At 62.0% G+C, this 15,759-nt stretch carries 16 protein-coding genes and 4 pseudogenes; 14 read left to right on the top strand and 6 right to left on the bottom strand.

Going from position 1 to position 15,759, the window contains the following annotated elements:
- From EOA24_RS08600 to EOA24_RS08615, 5 genes are all read left to right on the top strand, one after another.
- Positions 1-505, top strand: a 505-nt coding sequence (locus EOA24_RS08600; protein ID WP_189353889.1) for a DUF3734 domain-containing protein, incomplete at its 5' end; no start/stop codon positions are given.
- Positions 506-538: 33 nt separating this feature from the next.
- Complete coding sequence (locus tag EOA24_RS08605) at positions 539-1,933, top strand: NAD(P)/FAD-dependent oxidoreductase (protein WP_245467291.1); 1,395 nt, start codon at positions 539-541, stop codon at positions 1,931-1,933.
- Positions 1,934-1,952: 19 nt separating this feature from the next.
- Positions 1,953-3,128, top strand: a complete 1,176-nt coding sequence (locus EOA24_RS08610) for an NAD(P)/FAD-dependent oxidoreductase (RefSeq protein ID WP_210213584.1) — start codon at positions 1,953-1,955, stop codon at positions 3,126-3,128.
- Complete coding sequence (locus EOA24_RS42375) at positions 3,040-3,291, top strand: hypothetical protein (protein ID WP_245463467.1); 252 nt, start codon at positions 3,040-3,042, stop codon at positions 3,289-3,291. The genes EOA24_RS08610 and EOA24_RS42375 overlap by 89 nt, the downstream gene beginning before the upstream one ends.
- 46 nt (positions 3,292-3,337) lie before the next feature.
- Positions 3,338-4,135 carry a peroxiredoxin-like family protein gene (locus EOA24_RS08615; RefSeq protein ID WP_348633069.1) on the top strand — a complete coding sequence of 266 codons (798 nt, stop codon included), beginning with the start codon at positions 3,338-3,340 and terminating at the stop codon, positions 4,133-4,135.
- Here EOA24_RS08615 and EOA24_RS08620 read toward each other — a convergent pair.
- On the bottom strand, positions 4,119-5,024 hold the full coding sequence (locus EOA24_RS08620) for a LysR family transcriptional regulator (RefSeq protein ID WP_126080037.1): 906 nt from the start codon (positions 5,022-5,024) through the stop codon (positions 4,119-4,121). The genes EOA24_RS08615 and EOA24_RS08620 overlap by 17 nt on opposite strands.
- Positions 5,025-5,392: 368 nt before the next feature.
- Here EOA24_RS08620 and EOA24_RS08625 point away from each other — a divergent pair, with 368 nt between their 5' ends.
- Positions 5,393-5,812, top strand: a complete 420-nt coding sequence (locus EOA24_RS08625) for a hypothetical protein (RefSeq protein WP_126080036.1) — start codon at positions 5,393-5,395, stop codon at positions 5,810-5,812.
- A 94-nt stretch (positions 5,813-5,906) separates the two neighbouring features.
- Here the strand turns inward: EOA24_RS08625 and EOA24_RS41500 are convergent, their stop codons facing one another.
- Positions 5,907-6,071 carry a hypothetical protein gene (locus tag EOA24_RS41500; RefSeq protein WP_189343299.1) on the bottom strand — a complete coding sequence of 55 codons (165 nt, stop codon included), beginning with the start codon at positions 6,069-6,071 and terminating at the stop codon, positions 5,907-5,909.
- A 209-nt stretch (positions 6,072-6,280) separates the two neighbouring features.
- The gene (locus EOA24_RS08630) at positions 6,281-7,237 is read right to left on the bottom strand and encodes a GlxA family transcriptional regulator (protein WP_126080035.1); all 957 of its coding nucleotides are present in this window, start codon (positions 7,235-7,237) and stop codon (positions 6,281-6,283) included.
- Between the two features lie 402 nt (positions 7,238-7,639).
- On the opposite strand from EOA24_RS08630, the gene EOA24_RS08635 reads away from it, so the two are divergent.
- The 4 genes and pseudogenes from EOA24_RS08635 to EOA24_RS08650 form a co-directional block, all read left to right on the top strand.
- Positions 7,640-8,512 (top strand): alpha/beta hydrolase, encoded by an 873-nt coding sequence (locus tag EOA24_RS08635; RefSeq protein ID WP_126080034.1) that lies wholly within the window; start codon positions 7,640-7,642, stop codon positions 8,510-8,512.
- A 169-nt stretch (positions 8,513-8,681) separates the two neighbouring features.
- Positions 8,682-9,044: a hypothetical protein gene (locus EOA24_RS42380; RefSeq protein ID WP_245463134.1), complete on the top strand. Its 363-nt coding sequence runs from the start codon at positions 8,682-8,684 to the stop codon at positions 9,042-9,044.
- Positions 9,045-9,282: 238 nt separating this feature from the next.
- Entirely contained in the window at positions 9,283-10,104 is an 822-nt protein-coding gene (locus EOA24_RS08645) for an alpha/beta hydrolase (protein WP_126083611.1), read from the top strand.
- Positions 10,105-10,188: 84 nt separating this feature from the next.
- Positions 10,189-10,671 (top strand): annotated as a pseudogene (locus tag EOA24_RS08650) (hypothetical protein); the annotation flags it as partial.
- Between the two features lie 8 nt (positions 10,672-10,679).
- Here EOA24_RS08650 and EOA24_RS08655 read toward each other — a convergent pair.
- Positions 10,680-11,320: pseudogene (locus EOA24_RS08655) on the bottom strand (efflux RND transporter periplasmic adaptor subunit); the annotation flags it as partial.
- 84 nt (positions 11,321-11,404) lie between these two features.
- Between EOA24_RS08655 and EOA24_RS08660 the strand changes: the two are divergent.
- The 4 genes and pseudogenes from EOA24_RS08660 to EOA24_RS42890 form a co-directional block, all read left to right on the top strand.
- The gene (locus tag EOA24_RS08660) at positions 11,405-12,007 is read left to right on the top strand and encodes a TetR/AcrR family transcriptional regulator (RefSeq protein ID WP_126083610.1); all 603 of its coding nucleotides are present in this window, start codon (positions 11,405-11,407) and stop codon (positions 12,005-12,007) included.
- Positions 12,008-12,317: 310 nt separating this feature from the next.
- On the top strand, positions 12,318-13,616 hold the full coding sequence (fabF, locus tag EOA24_RS08665; RefSeq protein ID WP_126080032.1) for a beta-ketoacyl-ACP synthase II: 1,299 nt from the start codon (positions 12,318-12,320) through the stop codon (positions 13,614-13,616).
- A gap of 55 nt (positions 13,617-13,671) precedes the next feature.
- The gene (locus tag EOA24_RS08670) at positions 13,672-14,487 is read left to right on the top strand and encodes an oxidoreductase (RefSeq protein ID WP_126080031.1); all 816 of its coding nucleotides are present in this window, start codon (positions 13,672-13,674) and stop codon (positions 14,485-14,487) included.
- A gap of 33 nt (positions 14,488-14,520) precedes the next feature.
- Positions 14,521-14,694, top strand: a pseudogene (locus tag EOA24_RS42890) (NAD(P)-binding domain-containing protein); the annotation flags it as partial.
- Here the strand turns inward: EOA24_RS42890 and EOA24_RS42895 are convergent.
- Positions 14,692-14,940 (bottom strand): annotated as a pseudogene (locus EOA24_RS42895) (substrate-binding domain-containing protein); the annotation flags it as partial. The pseudogenes EOA24_RS42890 and EOA24_RS42895 overlap by 3 nt on opposite strands.
- A gap of 107 nt (positions 14,941-15,047) precedes the next feature.
- Positions 15,048-15,716 (bottom strand): TetR/AcrR family transcriptional regulator, encoded by a 669-nt coding sequence (locus EOA24_RS08680; RefSeq protein ID WP_126080030.1) that lies wholly within the window; start codon positions 15,714-15,716, stop codon positions 15,048-15,050.
- Between the last annotated feature and the right edge of the window lie 43 nt (positions 15,717-15,759).

The following is a 15,759-nucleotide window of genomic DNA, read 5'->3' on the forward strand; positions in this document are numbered from 1 at the left end:
GTATTGGGACGGCGGCATCTATTCGAACACGCCGATCGAGGTGGTGCTCGATGCGCGACCCAGGCGAGACGCGCTGATCTTTGCGGTCAACATGTGGCAGCCCCGTGCCACTGAGCCGAAGTCAATCTGGCAGGTCATGGGCCGGCAAAAGGATCTTCAATACGCCAGCCGCGGCCGGAGCCATGTCGCTCGGCAGGAGCAACTGCATCGGTTGCGGCATGTCGTGCGCGAAATGGGCAGGCTCGTGCCCGAGGAGCGTCGCGAGGATCCGATGTTCAAGGAACTCGCCTCCTATGGCTGCCCATCGGTCATGCACCTCGTCCGCCTGCTTTCGCCGCGACTGGACGGCGAGGACCACACCAAGGACATCGACTTCACCCGCTCGGGCATCCGCACGCGCTGGCAGGCAGGATACGAGCATGGGCAGCGCGTCCTCACCGACAAGCCCTGGGAATGCGAGGTCGACATGCTTCAGGGCATCGTGATCCACGAATCCCAAGAGTGATGCGCCGCGACGAGAAAGATACGGAGACCACCGATGCAGATCATCACTCCCGGCATGCGGTTGATCCCGGAAGCCGTGCTCGCCAACGATGCTGCGCTGTTCCGCACGATCCCGGAGACTCCCTCGCACGCGGACAAGTCGCTGCATCGCGTGGTCATTGTGGGCGGCGGCGCCGGCGGCCTGGAACTGGCGACACGCCTCGGCCGCAAATTCGGCAACCGGCGGCTTTCCGTCACGCTTGTCGACCGAAACCGCACCCATATCTGGAAGCCGCTTCTGCATGAGGTGGCATCCGGCGCCTTGAGCGCCTCGCACGACGCGGTTGAATACATCGCCCATGCCAGCCGACACGGCTACCGATATCGCATTGGCGAGGTCGTTGGCATCGATCGCGCCAAGCGCCAGGTCTTCGTTGCGCCCAGCTTCGACGAAGGCGGTCGCCAGGTCATACCACCACGTGTCCTGGGTTACGACACACTCGTCATGGCAGTCGGCAGCGTCAGCAACGATTTCGGCACGCCGGGCGCCGCGCGCCACGCCATTTCGCTCGACACCGCGGAGCAGGCGGCCCGGTTCAACAAGCGGATGATCGACGCATGCCTGCGCGCCAACGCGCAATACGAGCCGCTTTCGCCGGGTCAGCTTCATTGCGTCATCGTCGGTGCCGGCGCAACCGGTGTCGAACTGGCTGCGGAACTGCACAAGTCGATGCGCGAAATTGCGTCGCACAATCTCGACAATATCGATTTCGAAAGGCTGATCCGCATCACCATCGTCGAAGCAGGGCCCCGGATTCTGCCTGCACTGCCTGAGGAGATGGCGCGCGCAACGGCACGCTTGCTGATCAAGCTGGGCGTCCAGATACGATGCGGAATAAGGGTCACCGAAGTGACCGAAGACGGCATCCGGCTTGGCGAAAAGCTCTTTCTGCCTGCTGAATTGGTCGTCTGGGCGGCCGGTATCAAGGCGCCGGAATTCCTGAAGGGCCTCGATGGCCTCGAAACCGACCGCATCAACCGCCTGATGGTCGATAAAACCTTGCGCGCGGTCGGAGATGACAACGTGTTCGCGATCGGCGACTGCGCGAACTGCGTGCTGCCGGGTGAAGACAACGCCTTGCCGCCGCGCGCCCAGACGGCCCATCAACAGGCAGACCACATGGCCAAGGTGATTGTAGCACGTCTCGCAGGGCAAATCGCGCCAGCGTATCGCTACCGCGACTACGGCTCGCTCGTTTCACTTGCTGACTACGGTGCTTTTGGTAGCCTCATCGGCGGACTGAAGATCGAGGGTCTTGTAGCGAGGCTCGTCTATCGCTCGCTGCACAAGATGCATCTCAGGGCGGTGCACGGGCTCGCCAAGACAACGCTCGCTTCGATCGGCGAGATGATCGTCAGGCGCGCCAGACCGCGGATCAAGCTTCACTGAGGTCGGCGGAGACGCTGCGATGGAAAAGTATGACGTCGTGATCCTGGGCGGCGGCAATGCAGGAATGGACGTCACGGTCGCGATGCGCGCCGCCGGACTCTCCGTCGCCATGATCGAGGCTCGCAATCTCGGTGGCACCTGTCCCAATCGCGGCTGCACGCCGAAGAAGGTGCTGGTCGCGGCGGCCCACGCGCTCGACGAGATCGCAAGGGCCGACACCCGTGCAATCAAGATCGAACCGCCGAGGCTCGATTGGCGAGCCTTGATCGAGCGAGAAAAGGATATCATCAGGGACATTCCATCCCGGCTGTCCGGATTGATGGCCAAGCGGGGCGTCGATGTAATCTGGGGCGAGGCGGCGTTCGTCGCCAGCAATGCCGTCCGCGTCGGCGCCCGAGAGCTCGAGGCCAGAAACATCGTCATCGCCACCGGCTCGAAGCCGCGCCCGCTGTCGATTCCGGGGTCGGAATTTCTAACCACATCCGACGATGTGCTGAACGATCCTGTGCTGCCGCGCGCCGTGGTTTTTATTGGCGGCGGCGTTGTCGCCTTCGAACTGGGCCACGTCTATGCGCGCGCCGGCGTTCAGGTCACCGTCCTCGAGGCACTGCCACAACTCCTCGGGGGCTTCGACGAGGATGCCGTTGCCCAAATCCGTGCCGAGAGCGAGCGGCTGGCCATCGGCATCCATACCAAGGCTTGGATCAAGAAGATCGAAGCGGCCGACGGGCGACTGCGGGTGAGCTTCGCGAAAGATGGCGTGGAGTGCAGTGTTGACGCTGATCGGGCCGTTAATTGCGCGGGACGCGTGGCCAATGTCGAGGGCCTCGATCTTGGGGCGGGTGTCATCGTGCATCGCGAAGGCCGCATCGAGATAGACGAGCACCTGCGCTCGCGTTCCAATCCCGATGTTTATGTCTGCGGCGATGCAATGTGGAACTCCCCGCAGCTTTCGCCGGTGGCGACCTATGAGGGCGGCATCGTCGGGCGCAACATCGTCGACGGGCCTAGGCATCGGCCCGACTATGGTAGCCTCGCTCTAAAGCATTCCGGCCGTGGCAAGCGTCGGAATGACCGAAGCCAAGGCGAGGGAACAGGGTCTGCGCATCAGGGTCCACGTCAACGACATGCAAGGCTGGTTCTCAGCCAGGACCTATGCCGAGGCGGTCGCATGGTCGAAGATAATTGTCGATGAGTCGACGGATCGCATCGTTGGAGCACATTTGGTGGGCCATGCCGGCGAGGAACTGGTCCACATCTTCGCGCTCGCCATGAAACACGGCATCACGGCGCGAGGTCTGTCCGAGATGGTCTACGGTTTCCCGACTTTTTCGGCGGATATCAGGAACATGATGTAACGCGTGGATCCGGCCGGCGAATAGAAGGTGAACCTGTCATGCGTCGATGCACGTAGGGCATCAAAACCATGCAGGAAAAACATGGCGAATGCCGAGGGGTTCCGGTGGTAGGCTGTGTGCGACATATGAAAGTGCAGATATGGCCGCTGACGATCAGGCAATGACATTCGAGCAGTCCGTCCAGGCAGCCATCGAACTTGATGCGCCTCTCAACGAACGGCTGGCGGTGATTGCCGCCGCGGTCCGGCGTATGAACTCCGAATTCGCCGACGCTGTAGAGCGACTGGTAGATCGCCTTGAGAAACAGGGAGCCGGAACCATGGCGCCGGCTCAGGGCGAGGTCATGCCGGATTTTCTGCTGCCTGACGACGAGGGCAAGCTCGTCAGCCTGGCCGAGATCCTGAAAAAGGGGCCAGCCGTCATCACCTTTCAGCGCGGTCATTGGTGCCCCTATTGCCGCTTGAACGCCATCGGCATCGTCGAGGTGCAGCGCGAGATCGTTGAACTGGGCGGACAGGTCGTCGTGATCATGCCGGAACGGCGCAAATTTGCCAAAGCCATGAAGGCCGCCGTTGGCGCGCAGTTTCCGTTTCTGATCGACATGGACAACGGCTATGCATTGTCTCTCAACCTTGCGATCTGGGTCGGCGCCGAGATGGAGCGGCTGATGGGGCTCGGGTTCGATCTCCCCAACTACCAGGGCAACAGCAGTTGGTTTCTGCCGATCCCGGCCACCTTCATCGTTGGAACCGACGGGATCATCACGGATCGCTTCGTCGATCCGGACTACCGCCGCCGCATGGATATTGACGAGATGATCGCGGCGCTCAGGCGGGCTCGCTGACGCCGAAGGACGACCAGTCTGCAGACCTCAGCAGGTTGAGCAGCGTTGTCGCGACAGGCGAGCGCTGCCTGCCTGCAACCGCATAGACGGAAACGGTTCGCGAGACGTCAAGATCACGAAGCTTGAGCCGTCGGGTGTTCGAGGATCGCGGTGCCGTAAGCGAGACAAAGCCAACCCCGGCATTCGCCTCCAGCAGGGCCAGCAGGTCCTGGTCGGTCTCGACCTCATGCGCGGTTCGAGGCGAATAGCCTTTTGCGGACAGGCAACGCGATAGTTCCTCGGAGGTCTCCCAATCGATCCGGCTAAGCACGGGCTCCGCAGCAAGCTGAGCCAACGCGACATCGGCCTCATTGCGGCGGGCCAGCGGATGATCGGAATTCACGGCGAGCTCGATTCCTTCCTGGAAAAGTGGCCATGTGTCGAGACGATCCCAGGCCTGGCCCAGCGGGCCCGCGACGGCCAGCTCGACTTCGCCATTTTTGAGGGCCTCAATGACAGCTGCTGGCGACCCGCGTTGGATTTTGAGATGCGCGCCGGGATAGGCCCGGAAGAGTTCCGTGAACGGCGAAACCAGCAGTGCGATGTTGATACTGTTGGAGATGGTCACGTTGAGAGGGGCCACATCGCTGCTTTGAACGGCTTTGGCCAGTGATTTGGCGGATGTGGCCGCGTCATAGCACTGCTGCAGCAACGGCAGCATGCGCCGTCCCAGTTCGGTAAGGTGCGAGTGCTGACGCTCGCGCCGAAGGAGTTCTCCACCTAGTTCCTCTTCAAGCGTCTTGATCGCACGCGTCAGCGCCGGCTGCGTGACGTTGCATTCCTCCGCGGCTCTGGTGAAGTTCAACGTATTCGACAAGGCCAGAAAATAGCGGACTTGCTGCATTTCCATGAATTTCGCCCCCTCAGCGAAAATGGTCTATCAGCGACGACGCATGTTCGTAGGCTAGCGCAATTCAGCGCTTTCGGCAAAGTACAGCCAGCCAGATGTCCGCTTTCACCAAGCCGGCTCCGAAAACTGTCGGTCTGCTTGCTTCACCATTCCAGACCGACGGCTAAGGCAGTTCTTCAGCCGACGACTGGGTCACTGAGGTGCCATCCCTATAAGTTGTCCCTTCTATCGCGAGAGTTTGGGACCGCTTCCTGCCTGGCAACGGCGAGCGCCGGCGGATATTCACCAAAGATCAAGCGAGCCTGATCGCCTTTCAACAGGCGACAACCGCCTCAACAATTTGCGGATGGTGCGCCCCCAAGGGGCCAATGCCTTGGTGTCAGCAGCTAACGCATAGAGATTTTTGTCACGAGGCGAGAATTCAACGCCAAGCTGGTCACGCTGATTGGCCTGCCTGGCGCGCCTATGCCGACGCCTTCGATGCTGAATTGCTCATCCGGTGCGGCGATCCAAAGCATGGCTTGGCCGTGATGTATTCAGCACTGACCAAGCTTCGAGCCGCAGGCTTCGTCCTTTACGACATGGCGTTCCGCGGAGTTGTCGCGGCAGGACTCGTCGCCGTTGGCGACAATGTCGGAGCCGCTGCCGAGCTTGATCTTGCTCTCGCGCAGTGCGCCAAAACTGGTGAAGGCTGGTGCCTGCCGGAACTTCAGCGCATCAGGGCAGAGCTGTATGCCGCTGTCGGTGAGCGCGATGCGGGCAAAAGACCTGCTGCGGCAAGCTTCTGAACTTGCATCTGTGCAAGATTCGGGGGTTGTGGCTCGCCAGCGTCGAAGCATTCCCCAGCCCGGTAGCGAGCGATGGGCCAGAAGCGCCTAGGCATCAAAGGCCATCTGCTCCGCTCGTTGGCCTGGGCTTCGGCTTCGCGGTTGTAACCGGCGGAGTTATTGGCTCCGGCATCATGCGCAAGCCGATCATCTCGCACAGCAGATCGGCATCGGACCTCTTCTCTACGAGCGTGGGGAAGCTCATCATGTCGTCGGTCATCGATCGTTCCTTCGAATCAGGTTGGCTTCAGCAGCCCGACCTTACTGGGGAACATCGATGAGCGCCCGCGAAGCCGCTCGCTCACTACAGCGCTGTTGAGGGCGCGCGAGCGAGCGACTTCGCTACCGCCGAGCTACACCACTCCAAGGGACACGACCGGCGCGCCCTGAGAGCCTGACTCAAAAGCCCACATTCTGAACAGCCCAAAGTCAGGCAGCCGCGACCGCCTCCCGTCGCGCGTTTCTGCGCAACGCCTCTGCGGGCACGCCGAAGGTCCGGAGGAACGCGCGACGCATGCGTTCGCGGTTCGCAAATCCCGTCTCCTGCGCCACGACGTTAACCGTGTGCCGCCCCTCTTCAACCATGAACCTGGCTGCCTCCAGCCTAAGCCGCTCCACGGCTTTTGCCGGTGACTGGCCGGTCTCAGCCAGAAAGGCACGACTGAACTGGCGGGGGCTGAGACTGGCGACCGCCGCAAGCTCCTCGATCGTGAGCGGATTCCGCAGATTCTGACGGATGTGCGCCAGGACCAATTCGATGCGATCGGACTTCGGCGTCATATCGAGGAGGGCGGAATGCTGTTTTTGTCCACCCATCCGACGCTGGTTCATGACCAGTAGCCTGGCGACCATTTTCGCAGCTTCGGGACCGAGATCATTGTCGATCAATGCCAGGACCAGGTCGATCCCGGCCGTCATTCCAGCCGACGTCCATACCGGACCGTCATTGATGAATATCCGGTCCTCCTCCGCCCTCACATCCGGAAACCGAGCCCTGAAGCTCGCTGCATGGGCCCAGTGCATCGTCGCGCGCCGACCCCTCAGAAGGCCCGCTTCAGCCAGCACAAACGCTCCGCTGCAGATGGAGGCGATGCGCCTCGACGCCTTGGCGGCCTCCTGCACGAACGCGATCATCGTCGCACCGGACGACGGCATGTCCATCTCGGTGATCGAGCCCACGATGACCGTGTCGAAGACTGGATCTCCAAACGCCTCGGTTTCCAGCATCATTCCGGAGGAAGACCGAACCGGACCGCCATGTTCCGACAATAAATGGATGTCGTAGCGCTGGTCGGCCGGGGGCAGGTTCACGATCTCGAACGCCGTCAGCGCCGCAAGGCTCATCAACTGAAACCGTTGCGGCACGATGAACCCAACTCGATGCATATCCACTCCTCGCGTCCGGAATTCGTACACTACCCGAATTTAGTGACATCCACGAGCGCTGATCCGAAACAGCCACTCGACGTCCGCACTCGACAGGCTGCGCGTGGCCCGGACCGACCCATGTCACGAATGGTGGCAAGAACGACCTACGCCGGAAACGCTTGAGCCGCTAAGGTACAAGGAACAAACAGCTCACGTCCCGCCTGACTCAGTTATCGCTCACTTCTCGGGCCGAGGCAGAGAAGAATATTCTTGGCCGTCATCAACGTAGTTCCGCGGCTGCACGGTCAGGTACTCGCAGATACGACTCTCCGGTAAGTCCGCAAGAGGCGAATCTTCTTGCGGCATGATCGTTAATCACGCGCCGACCTCAGCGCCTCCACGAGGAAGTTAGGATGATGCATGTCTTCTGATCCAGGCGAGTTCTCCGAGCACCGTATTCCGCGGGGCGAAGGAAGCCTCTACGCTCGAGATTATGCGGGTGCCGGCCCGGCGTTCGTGCTCATGCACGGCTTCCCCGACAATCTGCACATCTGGGACGATCTGGTTCCGCATTTGGTCACCAGCGGCCGGCGTGTCGTGACGTTCGATTTCCTGGGCTTTGGTGCCTCAGACAAGCCCGCCGGCGCCGCCTATAGCTTTAAGCAGCAACTGGGCGACCTTGAAGCGGTCGTCGAGGGTCTGGACCTGAGAACGATCGTTCCGGTCGCTCACGACTCCTCCGGGATGGCGACGCTCAACTACGCGCTCGCCCATCCGGGAAGCGTCGACTCCGCGATCATGCTCAACTCGGCCTATAGCGAGGACTCCACGGTTCTTTGGCCCGAGATGATCACGCTCTTTGCGACTCGCAGCATGCAGGCCCTTGCAATAGCGATCGCCCAGAGCCCCGAACAGTTAGGCTGGCTGCTGAAATGGCAGCAGAAGAAATTCCTGGACTCCTTGCCTGAGGCGCAAAGACCCCATTTCAGCGCGTTCATCGGTCCGCTGATCAGCGACAACTTCATCGCCCAACCCGGCGCCGGTCCTGCCTTCGTGCAGTTAGCGGCGGAATTCTTCGATGAACACGCCCGAAACGCCAAGCATCTGACGGCGCTCAAGACGCTCGATATTCCGGTCAAGCTGATCTGGGGACAATACGACCCCTACTTCCCCGTCGCCATGGCCGAGCGGCGTCAATCCCAGCTCAAAAATGCGTCCCTCACCGTCATACCGGCGGGCCATTGGCTGCAGGCCGATGAGCCCGCGCCGGTAGCGAAGGCGATGCTGTCATGAGCGGCTATGGACCCGCTTGGATCAAATCGGCCTCAGCGTGCTGGCTGGAGCCCTTATGGTGATCAGTTCCGAGGTTGGGTTTGGCTCAGCCTGCAGGTCAAGCAGCCCCGCACACCGCTAGCCCGCCCGTCATGGAAGTAACCCCCTACTAATGAAGGTTTTGACGACCATGTCAGACGACAAGAAATCCACGACCGTTGACGCCGAAATGAAGGCCGCGGCGGCCCTGACGACGAAGGTGTTGGCGATCGGTAGTTGGACAGCCAAGGCCACGCCGGAAACGCGGCCTCCTGTCATGCCGTTCGAGGCGCGCGACACCATGCGCCTGCAATTGGCTGGCAAGATCGACCAATGGTTCGCCAAGACCGATGGATCCGGCGCCGTGTTCCTGATGAACGTGACCGATCCCGCCGAGGCGCACGCATTGCTCGAGGTGCTGCCTCTTGGCCGCGCCGGCATGATGACGTTCGAACTCATCCCTGTGGGACCGCTTTGGCCCCTCGGCTTACTGCTGCGCGAACCGGCCAGATAGAACCGGCCGGTCCGGCCTCGGGTCGCAAGGCCCGAGCCGGCGCCCTTACGATCCATTTGCAAGGAGAACGGCCATGACCAACCGCAAGACAACGGCAGGCCTCCAAGTCCCGCGCCGCGCATTGCTTGTCGCCGCTACCGGCGTGGCTGCGACGGTCGCATTTCACCGATCAGCGTCTGCGGCCACCAACAAAATCCCCACAGCCCATTCTTCCAGCCCCGAGAAAGGTGCCAGCCCGATGACGACCGCGACAATGAAAGACGGCGCGAAGATCTACTTCAAGGACTGGGGCGCCGGCCCGGTCGTCACCTTCTCCCATGGATGGCCGCTCACCGCGGACGCCTGGGACGCCCAGATGCTGTTCCTGGGGAACAATGGCTACCGCGTCATCGCCCACGATCGCCGCAGCCATGGTCGGTCGGATCAGACCTGGACCGGCAACGACATGGATACCTATGCCGACGATCTCGCCACGCTCCTGGCGACGCTCGACATCAAGGGTGCAACCATGATCGGCCACTCGACGGGCGGCGGAGAGGTCGCGCGCTATATTGGCCGTCACGGCACGTCGCGTGTGTCGAAAGCGGTCTTGATTTCCGCGGTGCCTCCGCACATGGCGCAGACGCCCACGAACCCCAACAGCGCGCCGATGAGCGTGTTCGATGGCCTGCGCTCGAGCCTGGTTGCAGATCGAGCGGGGTTCTTCAAGGAACTGGCGATGCCGTTCTTCGGCTATAACCGTCCTAGCGCGAAGGTTTCGCAGGGGCAGATCGACTCCTTCTGGCTTCAGGGCATGATGGGAAGCCTCCAAGGCGAGTATGACTGCATCAAGGCCTTCTCCGAGACCGACTTCACGGATGACCTCAAGAAGATGACGATCCCAACCCTGCTCCTGCAGGGCGATGACGATCAGATCGTTCCGATCGATATTGCCTCCAGGCGTTCGGTGAAGATCCTGCCGAAGGCGACCCTGAAGGAATATGCCGGCGCCCCGCATGGCATGTGCGTCACCCACGCCGACCAAGTGAATGCAGACCTGTTGGCTTTCCTCAAAGGATGACGGGCGAAGTCATTTTGCCGATCGAGGTGCCGCGTGAAGCCATGGTGGTGCGGCGATGCATGTTCATTCTGAGCGAGGCGGAAGATGAACGAGACACAGTATGAACTTCCGATTCTCGTGACTGGCGCGGCCGGACGAATCGGCTCAGTAGGCCGAATCGTGACGGAACTGCTTCTCGCTCAAGCGATCACCGTCAAGGAACTCTGCACCCGCTATCTCGAAGATCTGAGGAATGGCCTTGTGCTCGGCAAGAGCGGGCGGCCTAAGGCCCGACGATCTCCACCGATGTCGGAAGCATAGAGCGCCACATCTTTCCTCTGCTCGGGCGTCGACGGGTCCGGGATTTGGCCAAGGCCGACATCACCCAAGCCATGAAGGACATCATGGCCGGCAAGACACGCGCCAACGTGAAGACGGAAAAGCTGCGTGGGCGAGCAATCGTGCGTGGCGGAGCCGAACAGCATCTCGGACGATCGGTCTCTTCGGCGGCATTCTCACCTACGCGGTCGAACTCGGCATCATCGAGCAGAACCCTGTGCATGGGTGAGTAAGCCGAAGGACCAGGTCAATGCGATCCGGACCACCGTCTGGCCGGCGGAGACGACCTGGCCCGGCTCGCCGAGCGTGTCGACCACCGTTCCATCGGCGTCCGCCAGCAGGACGGCGTATATCGCCTCATTCTCCGCGACCTTCGCTTCCGCCTCGGCGGCGGCGAGCTGGGCCGTGGCTGTGTCCAGCGCGGCCTTTGCCTGCTCGTAGCGCTGCCGGGGGACCCATCCGTCTTTCAGCAGATTGGCATATCGCCGTTCATCCGGTTGCGTCTGAGCCACGATCGCGCGCGCGCGGCAACAACGGCATTGTGCTTTGCCGTGAGCGCCAGGCGAAGATCGGTGTCGTCGATCCGCATCAGCGGCTGGCCGGCTTTGACCTGCTGGCCGACATTCACCAGCCGCTCGACGATCTTGCCGGGGACGCGGAAGCCGAGATTGCTCTCCACCCTCGCCCCTATGATGCCGGTGAAGCTGCGTTCGGAACCGCTTACCCGCGCTGCCGTCGCCAGCTTGACGACGGGCGGCTCCTGTCTTGGATCGTTCGCGGCGGAAGCCTCCTGCGCGGGATTGGCGAATGTGGCGAATGCCGTCGCCCCTGATACCGCGATCGCCCCTGATCCGGCCAGCAGGACCCCGCCCAGCATAATAACCGATCTCTTTTTCATGCCCGTCAGCCTCATGTCGAATTAGATTGCGTTCGAACTCTATAGGTTATAGATTACGAATGCAATCTAAAAAAGGAGATGATGATGCGCGTGAGTCGCAATCAGGCTGAGCAGAACCGGCAAACCGTGATCGATGTGGCCAGCCGGCTTTTTCGGGAGCATGGCTTCGACGGCATCGGCCTGAAGGATCTGATGAAGGGCGCCGGGCTAACCCAAGGTGCTTTTTACAAACAGTTCGCATCAAAGGAGGACCTGGCGGCGCAGGCGTCCAGGCGGGCGATGGAGAGCTCTGCCCACCGATGGGCGGAGGCAACTGCATCGAAACCCGAAGATCCAGTTGGTGCTGTGATCGAGTTCTACCTTAGTAGCGGGCATCGCGGAGAAAGGATGGACGGCTGCCCGGTTGTGGCGCTCGGTTCGGATGCCGCCAGGCAAGGCAGCGACGTCAAAGCGTCATTCGAAACGGGGATCAGGAAATACCTCGACCTGCTCGGCGGTTGGGTTGGCGATGCGCGCCAAGGGGATTCCCGCGACAAGGCCATGGCAATTCTCTCGACCATGGTCGGCGCGGTCATCCTTTCGAGGGCCGTCAATGACGAGGGGCTGTCGGAGCAATTCCTGCAAGCGGCCGCCGAGAGCATACGGGCGGGGCTGGCCGCTGGTCGCCAACGGGGATCGGCCCAATGACAATGGCTTCTCCAACCAAGGGACGACGGGCGTCTTGGCGCCACTGGCTGGAAGAATTGCGCCGGTTTGAGGAGGCGATCGACACCACCGAGCTGGATCTCCTCGAAAGGCGAGTCAGGGAAGCGCAAGTCTCGGAGTTGCGTGCAAGGGCGAGGCAGCAGTGATGCTCACATCTTCGATTGCGAGCTTTTCGGTCGTTTGCACGCCGAGCGGCGAAACGGTCATCCAGCTCGGCTGGCTGCCGGATCCGGGCCAGCCCCGAGCCACACCGGTTGGCACCGGAAGAGTGCTGGAATCGAAAGGAGAATAGATGCGGCGGATTGTTGTTACGGGCATGGGCGCGGTTACCCCCCTTGCCGCCAATGTCGAAAGGTCTTGGTCGCGCCTCCTGGCCGGCCGCTCGGGCATCCGGAGGCTGGCCGACGAGATTGTTGGAGATTTGCCCGCGAAGGTTGGCGGCGTGGTTCCTCTCCGGGAGGAAGACCCGGAAGCCGGCCTCGATGCGAATGCCTTCGTGGCTCCAAAGGATCAGCGAAGAATCGATCGCTTCATTCTCTTCGCGCTGGCTGCGGCGGAAGAAGCGCTTGCCCAGTCTAGGTGGAAGCCGGCCTCGGAAAACGAGCGGGCTCGCACCGCGACGATCATTGCTTCAGGCGTCGGCGGGTTCCCCGCCATCACCGAGGCGGTGCGCACGGTCGATCAACGCGGCGTCCGGCGTCTTTCACCGTTCACGGTGCCGTCTTTCCTGGTGAATCTCGCTGCGGGCCACATCTCGATCCGCCACGGCTTCAAGGGCCACATCGGAGCACCGGTGACGGCGTGCGCTGCCGGCATCCAGGCGATCGGCGATGCGGCCCGTATCATCCGCGCCGATGAAGCCGACATAGCCGTGTGCGGAGGCACGGAAGCATGCATGAACACCGTCAGTCTCGGCGGTTTTGCAGCCGCACGCTCGCTCTCGACATCCTTCAACCACCGCCCCGACCAGGCCTCCCGTCCATTCGACATGTCGCGGGACGGCTTCGTCATGGGCGAAGGCGCTGGCATCCTCGTCATCGAGGAATTGAGCCATGCGCTGGCGCGCGGCGCGGAGCCGCTCGCTGAGGTCGTTGGCTATGGCACGACGGCAGACGCCCATCACGTTACTTCCGGCCCCGAGGATGGCGATGGCGCGCGGCGCGCCATGGAGATCGCGATTGCCCAAGCAGGCATTTCCCCCCGCGAGATCCGCCACCTCAACGCGCACGCGACCTCCACGCCGGTGGGCGACCTGGGCGAAATCGAAGCGATCAAAAGCGTCTTCGGCGCGGATTTCTCGATCGCCGTCAGCGGAACCAAGTCGGCGACCGGACACCTGCTCGGGGCGGCCGGCGGGCTTGGCGCGATCTTCACGATCCTGGCGCTCAGGGATCAGGTGGCACCGCCGACTCTCAATCTGAGTGCGCCCGATCCGGCGGCCGACGGAATAGACTTCGTGGCAAACGAGGTCCGGCCGATGGAGATGGACTACGCGATCGCCAACGGTTTCGGCTTCGGAGGCGTCAATGCCAGCGTGCTGTTCCGGCGCTGGGACGGAGACGGCGCGAACGGTCGAGCCGCTCCCGACTGACGCTTTCGCTCCAGACTTCTCGCTGCTCCAATCCAACCCCAAGAAAGTGATCTCCATGAATAAGACCAATCCTGGCGTCGCCATCGCCACAGGGGCATCCTCCGGCATCGGGCAAGTGACAGCCAAGGCCCTGCAGAATGCGGGCTTTCGCGTGTTCGGAACCAGCCGTCGCGCGGTCTCCAAGAAATCCGACGGCATCACCATGCTGACCTGCGACGTGACCGACGACGCGTCCGTCGCGAAGCTGGTCGACGAGGTGCTGGCCGAGGCCGGGCGCATCGACCTGCTCGTCAACAATGCCGGCATGGGCCTGCTTGGCGGCGCGGAGGAGTCCTCGACCACCCAGGCTCAAGCGCTGTTCGACGTGAATGTCTTCGGCGTCATCCGAATGACCAACGCGGTGCTGCCGACCATGCGACGTCAGGGAAAGGGCAGGATCGTCAATCTGAGCTCGGTGCAGGGGTTCATCCCGGCTCCCTATTTCGCGCTTTATTCGTCGACCAAACACGCCGTTGAAGGCTATTCCGAATCGCTCGACCACGAACTGCGGCCGTTCGGAATTCGCGTCGCATTGGTCGAGCCGGCCTATACCCAAACGTCGTTCGAAGACAATCTGGCCAGACCTGACCAGGTGCTCGACATCTATGACGCCGCGCGTGCCGGCATGGCCGTAGCCGTGCGGAAGGCGATGGAAAAAGGCGATACGCCCGAAGTGGTCGCCAACACCGTTCTGGCGGCCGCGACCGACCCTACGCCGAAGCGGCGCTATGCGGCGGGAAAAATGGCGCGCCAGGTCAGTGTCCTGCGCCGCTTCGTCCCCGCATCCGCATTCGACAAGAGCCTGCGAAAGCAGCTTGGCCTGCCGGTCTGACGTGGCGGCGGTTTACGCACGACAGGACATCCCATGAAGATAGGAATTATTGGGGGGGGGCAACATCGGCGCCGCCTTGGCGCGGAAGCTTGCGGCGCGCGACCACGAGGTCAAGCTCGCCAACTCGACGGGGCCAGACACCATTCGTGATCTGGCCCGCGACGTTGGGGTACCGCCGTGATGAAGGAGGAAGCTGTGCGGGGCGTAAGTGGCAAGGCCATAGGCGTACGCTCCGCCAAGCTCGTAGTTGTCGAAACCGACAATGGCCATGTCCTGCGGCACGCGCAGCCCAAACTGGCCCCGGATTTCGTCGAGCGCACCAATGGCCAGGATGTCGTTCTCGCACATGAGAACATCGACCCTGTCCTTGGCCTGCGTATTCTGAAGATAGTCGCGAACGACGTCGGCCCCGGCCTGGGCGCTGTACCGTTCGGCCGAGATCACCGCGATCTCATCGACGCGGCCGGCGCCGGGAGATGACGATCTTGGCGCTACGTACGTTGTCGGCGATGAACTCGCTTTGGTAGCATTCTGCCGTACCATCGCGCAGACATTAGGACTCAGCGAAGTCGTCGCCGGTCCCGCTTGAGCGCGAGGCCGACAACCATTTCGACCATATGCCGCTTCAACGCATCCTGGCCTCTTGCGTCGAACAGATCGTGGCCGAAAATGCGCGAGAAGGTGGCACGGTTCGAGACGTTGAAGAAGCTCATCGCGCTGATGTGCCAGTGCAGTTCGAGCGGCGTCACGTCGTCACGAAACAGGGCCGCTTCGCGGCCGCGCCGGCAGATCGCCTCCAGCTTCTGGATGGCGCCTGCATTGAGCAGGCTTATCAGCTCCGACTGCCCCATATATTCGGCGTGGTGTATGTTTTCGATCATGACGATACGGATGAAGTCCGGATGTCGGCTGTGGTGTTCGAAAGTGAACTCGGCCAGTCTCGTCAGCGCTTCGAGCGGCGGCAGATCATCAAGCTCGAGTTCCTGTTCGCCGGCACGGACCTCCCGGTAGGCCTCTTCCAGAACCTTGCCGTAGAGTCCTTCCTTGTCGCCGAAATAATAGTAAATCATGCGCTTCGACGTGTTCGTCTTGGCCGCGATCTCATCGATGCGCGCGCCCGAGAGGCCGTTGGCGGCAAACTCCGTCATCGCCACGGCAAGAATGTTCTTGCGCACGCCCGCCGGATCCTGCTTCCAGCCGCTTCGCCCGCTTGCCGGTTTTTCGTCCATGATAGGCCCAATTCTCCCACCGCAGGGTTACCCTAGCGCGGGT

The sequence above is a fragment of the Mesorhizobium sp. M2A.F.Ca.ET.039.01.1.1 genome (assembly GCF_003998035.1).
Lineage (GTDB): Bacteria > Pseudomonadota > Alphaproteobacteria > Rhizobiales > Rhizobiaceae > Mesorhizobium.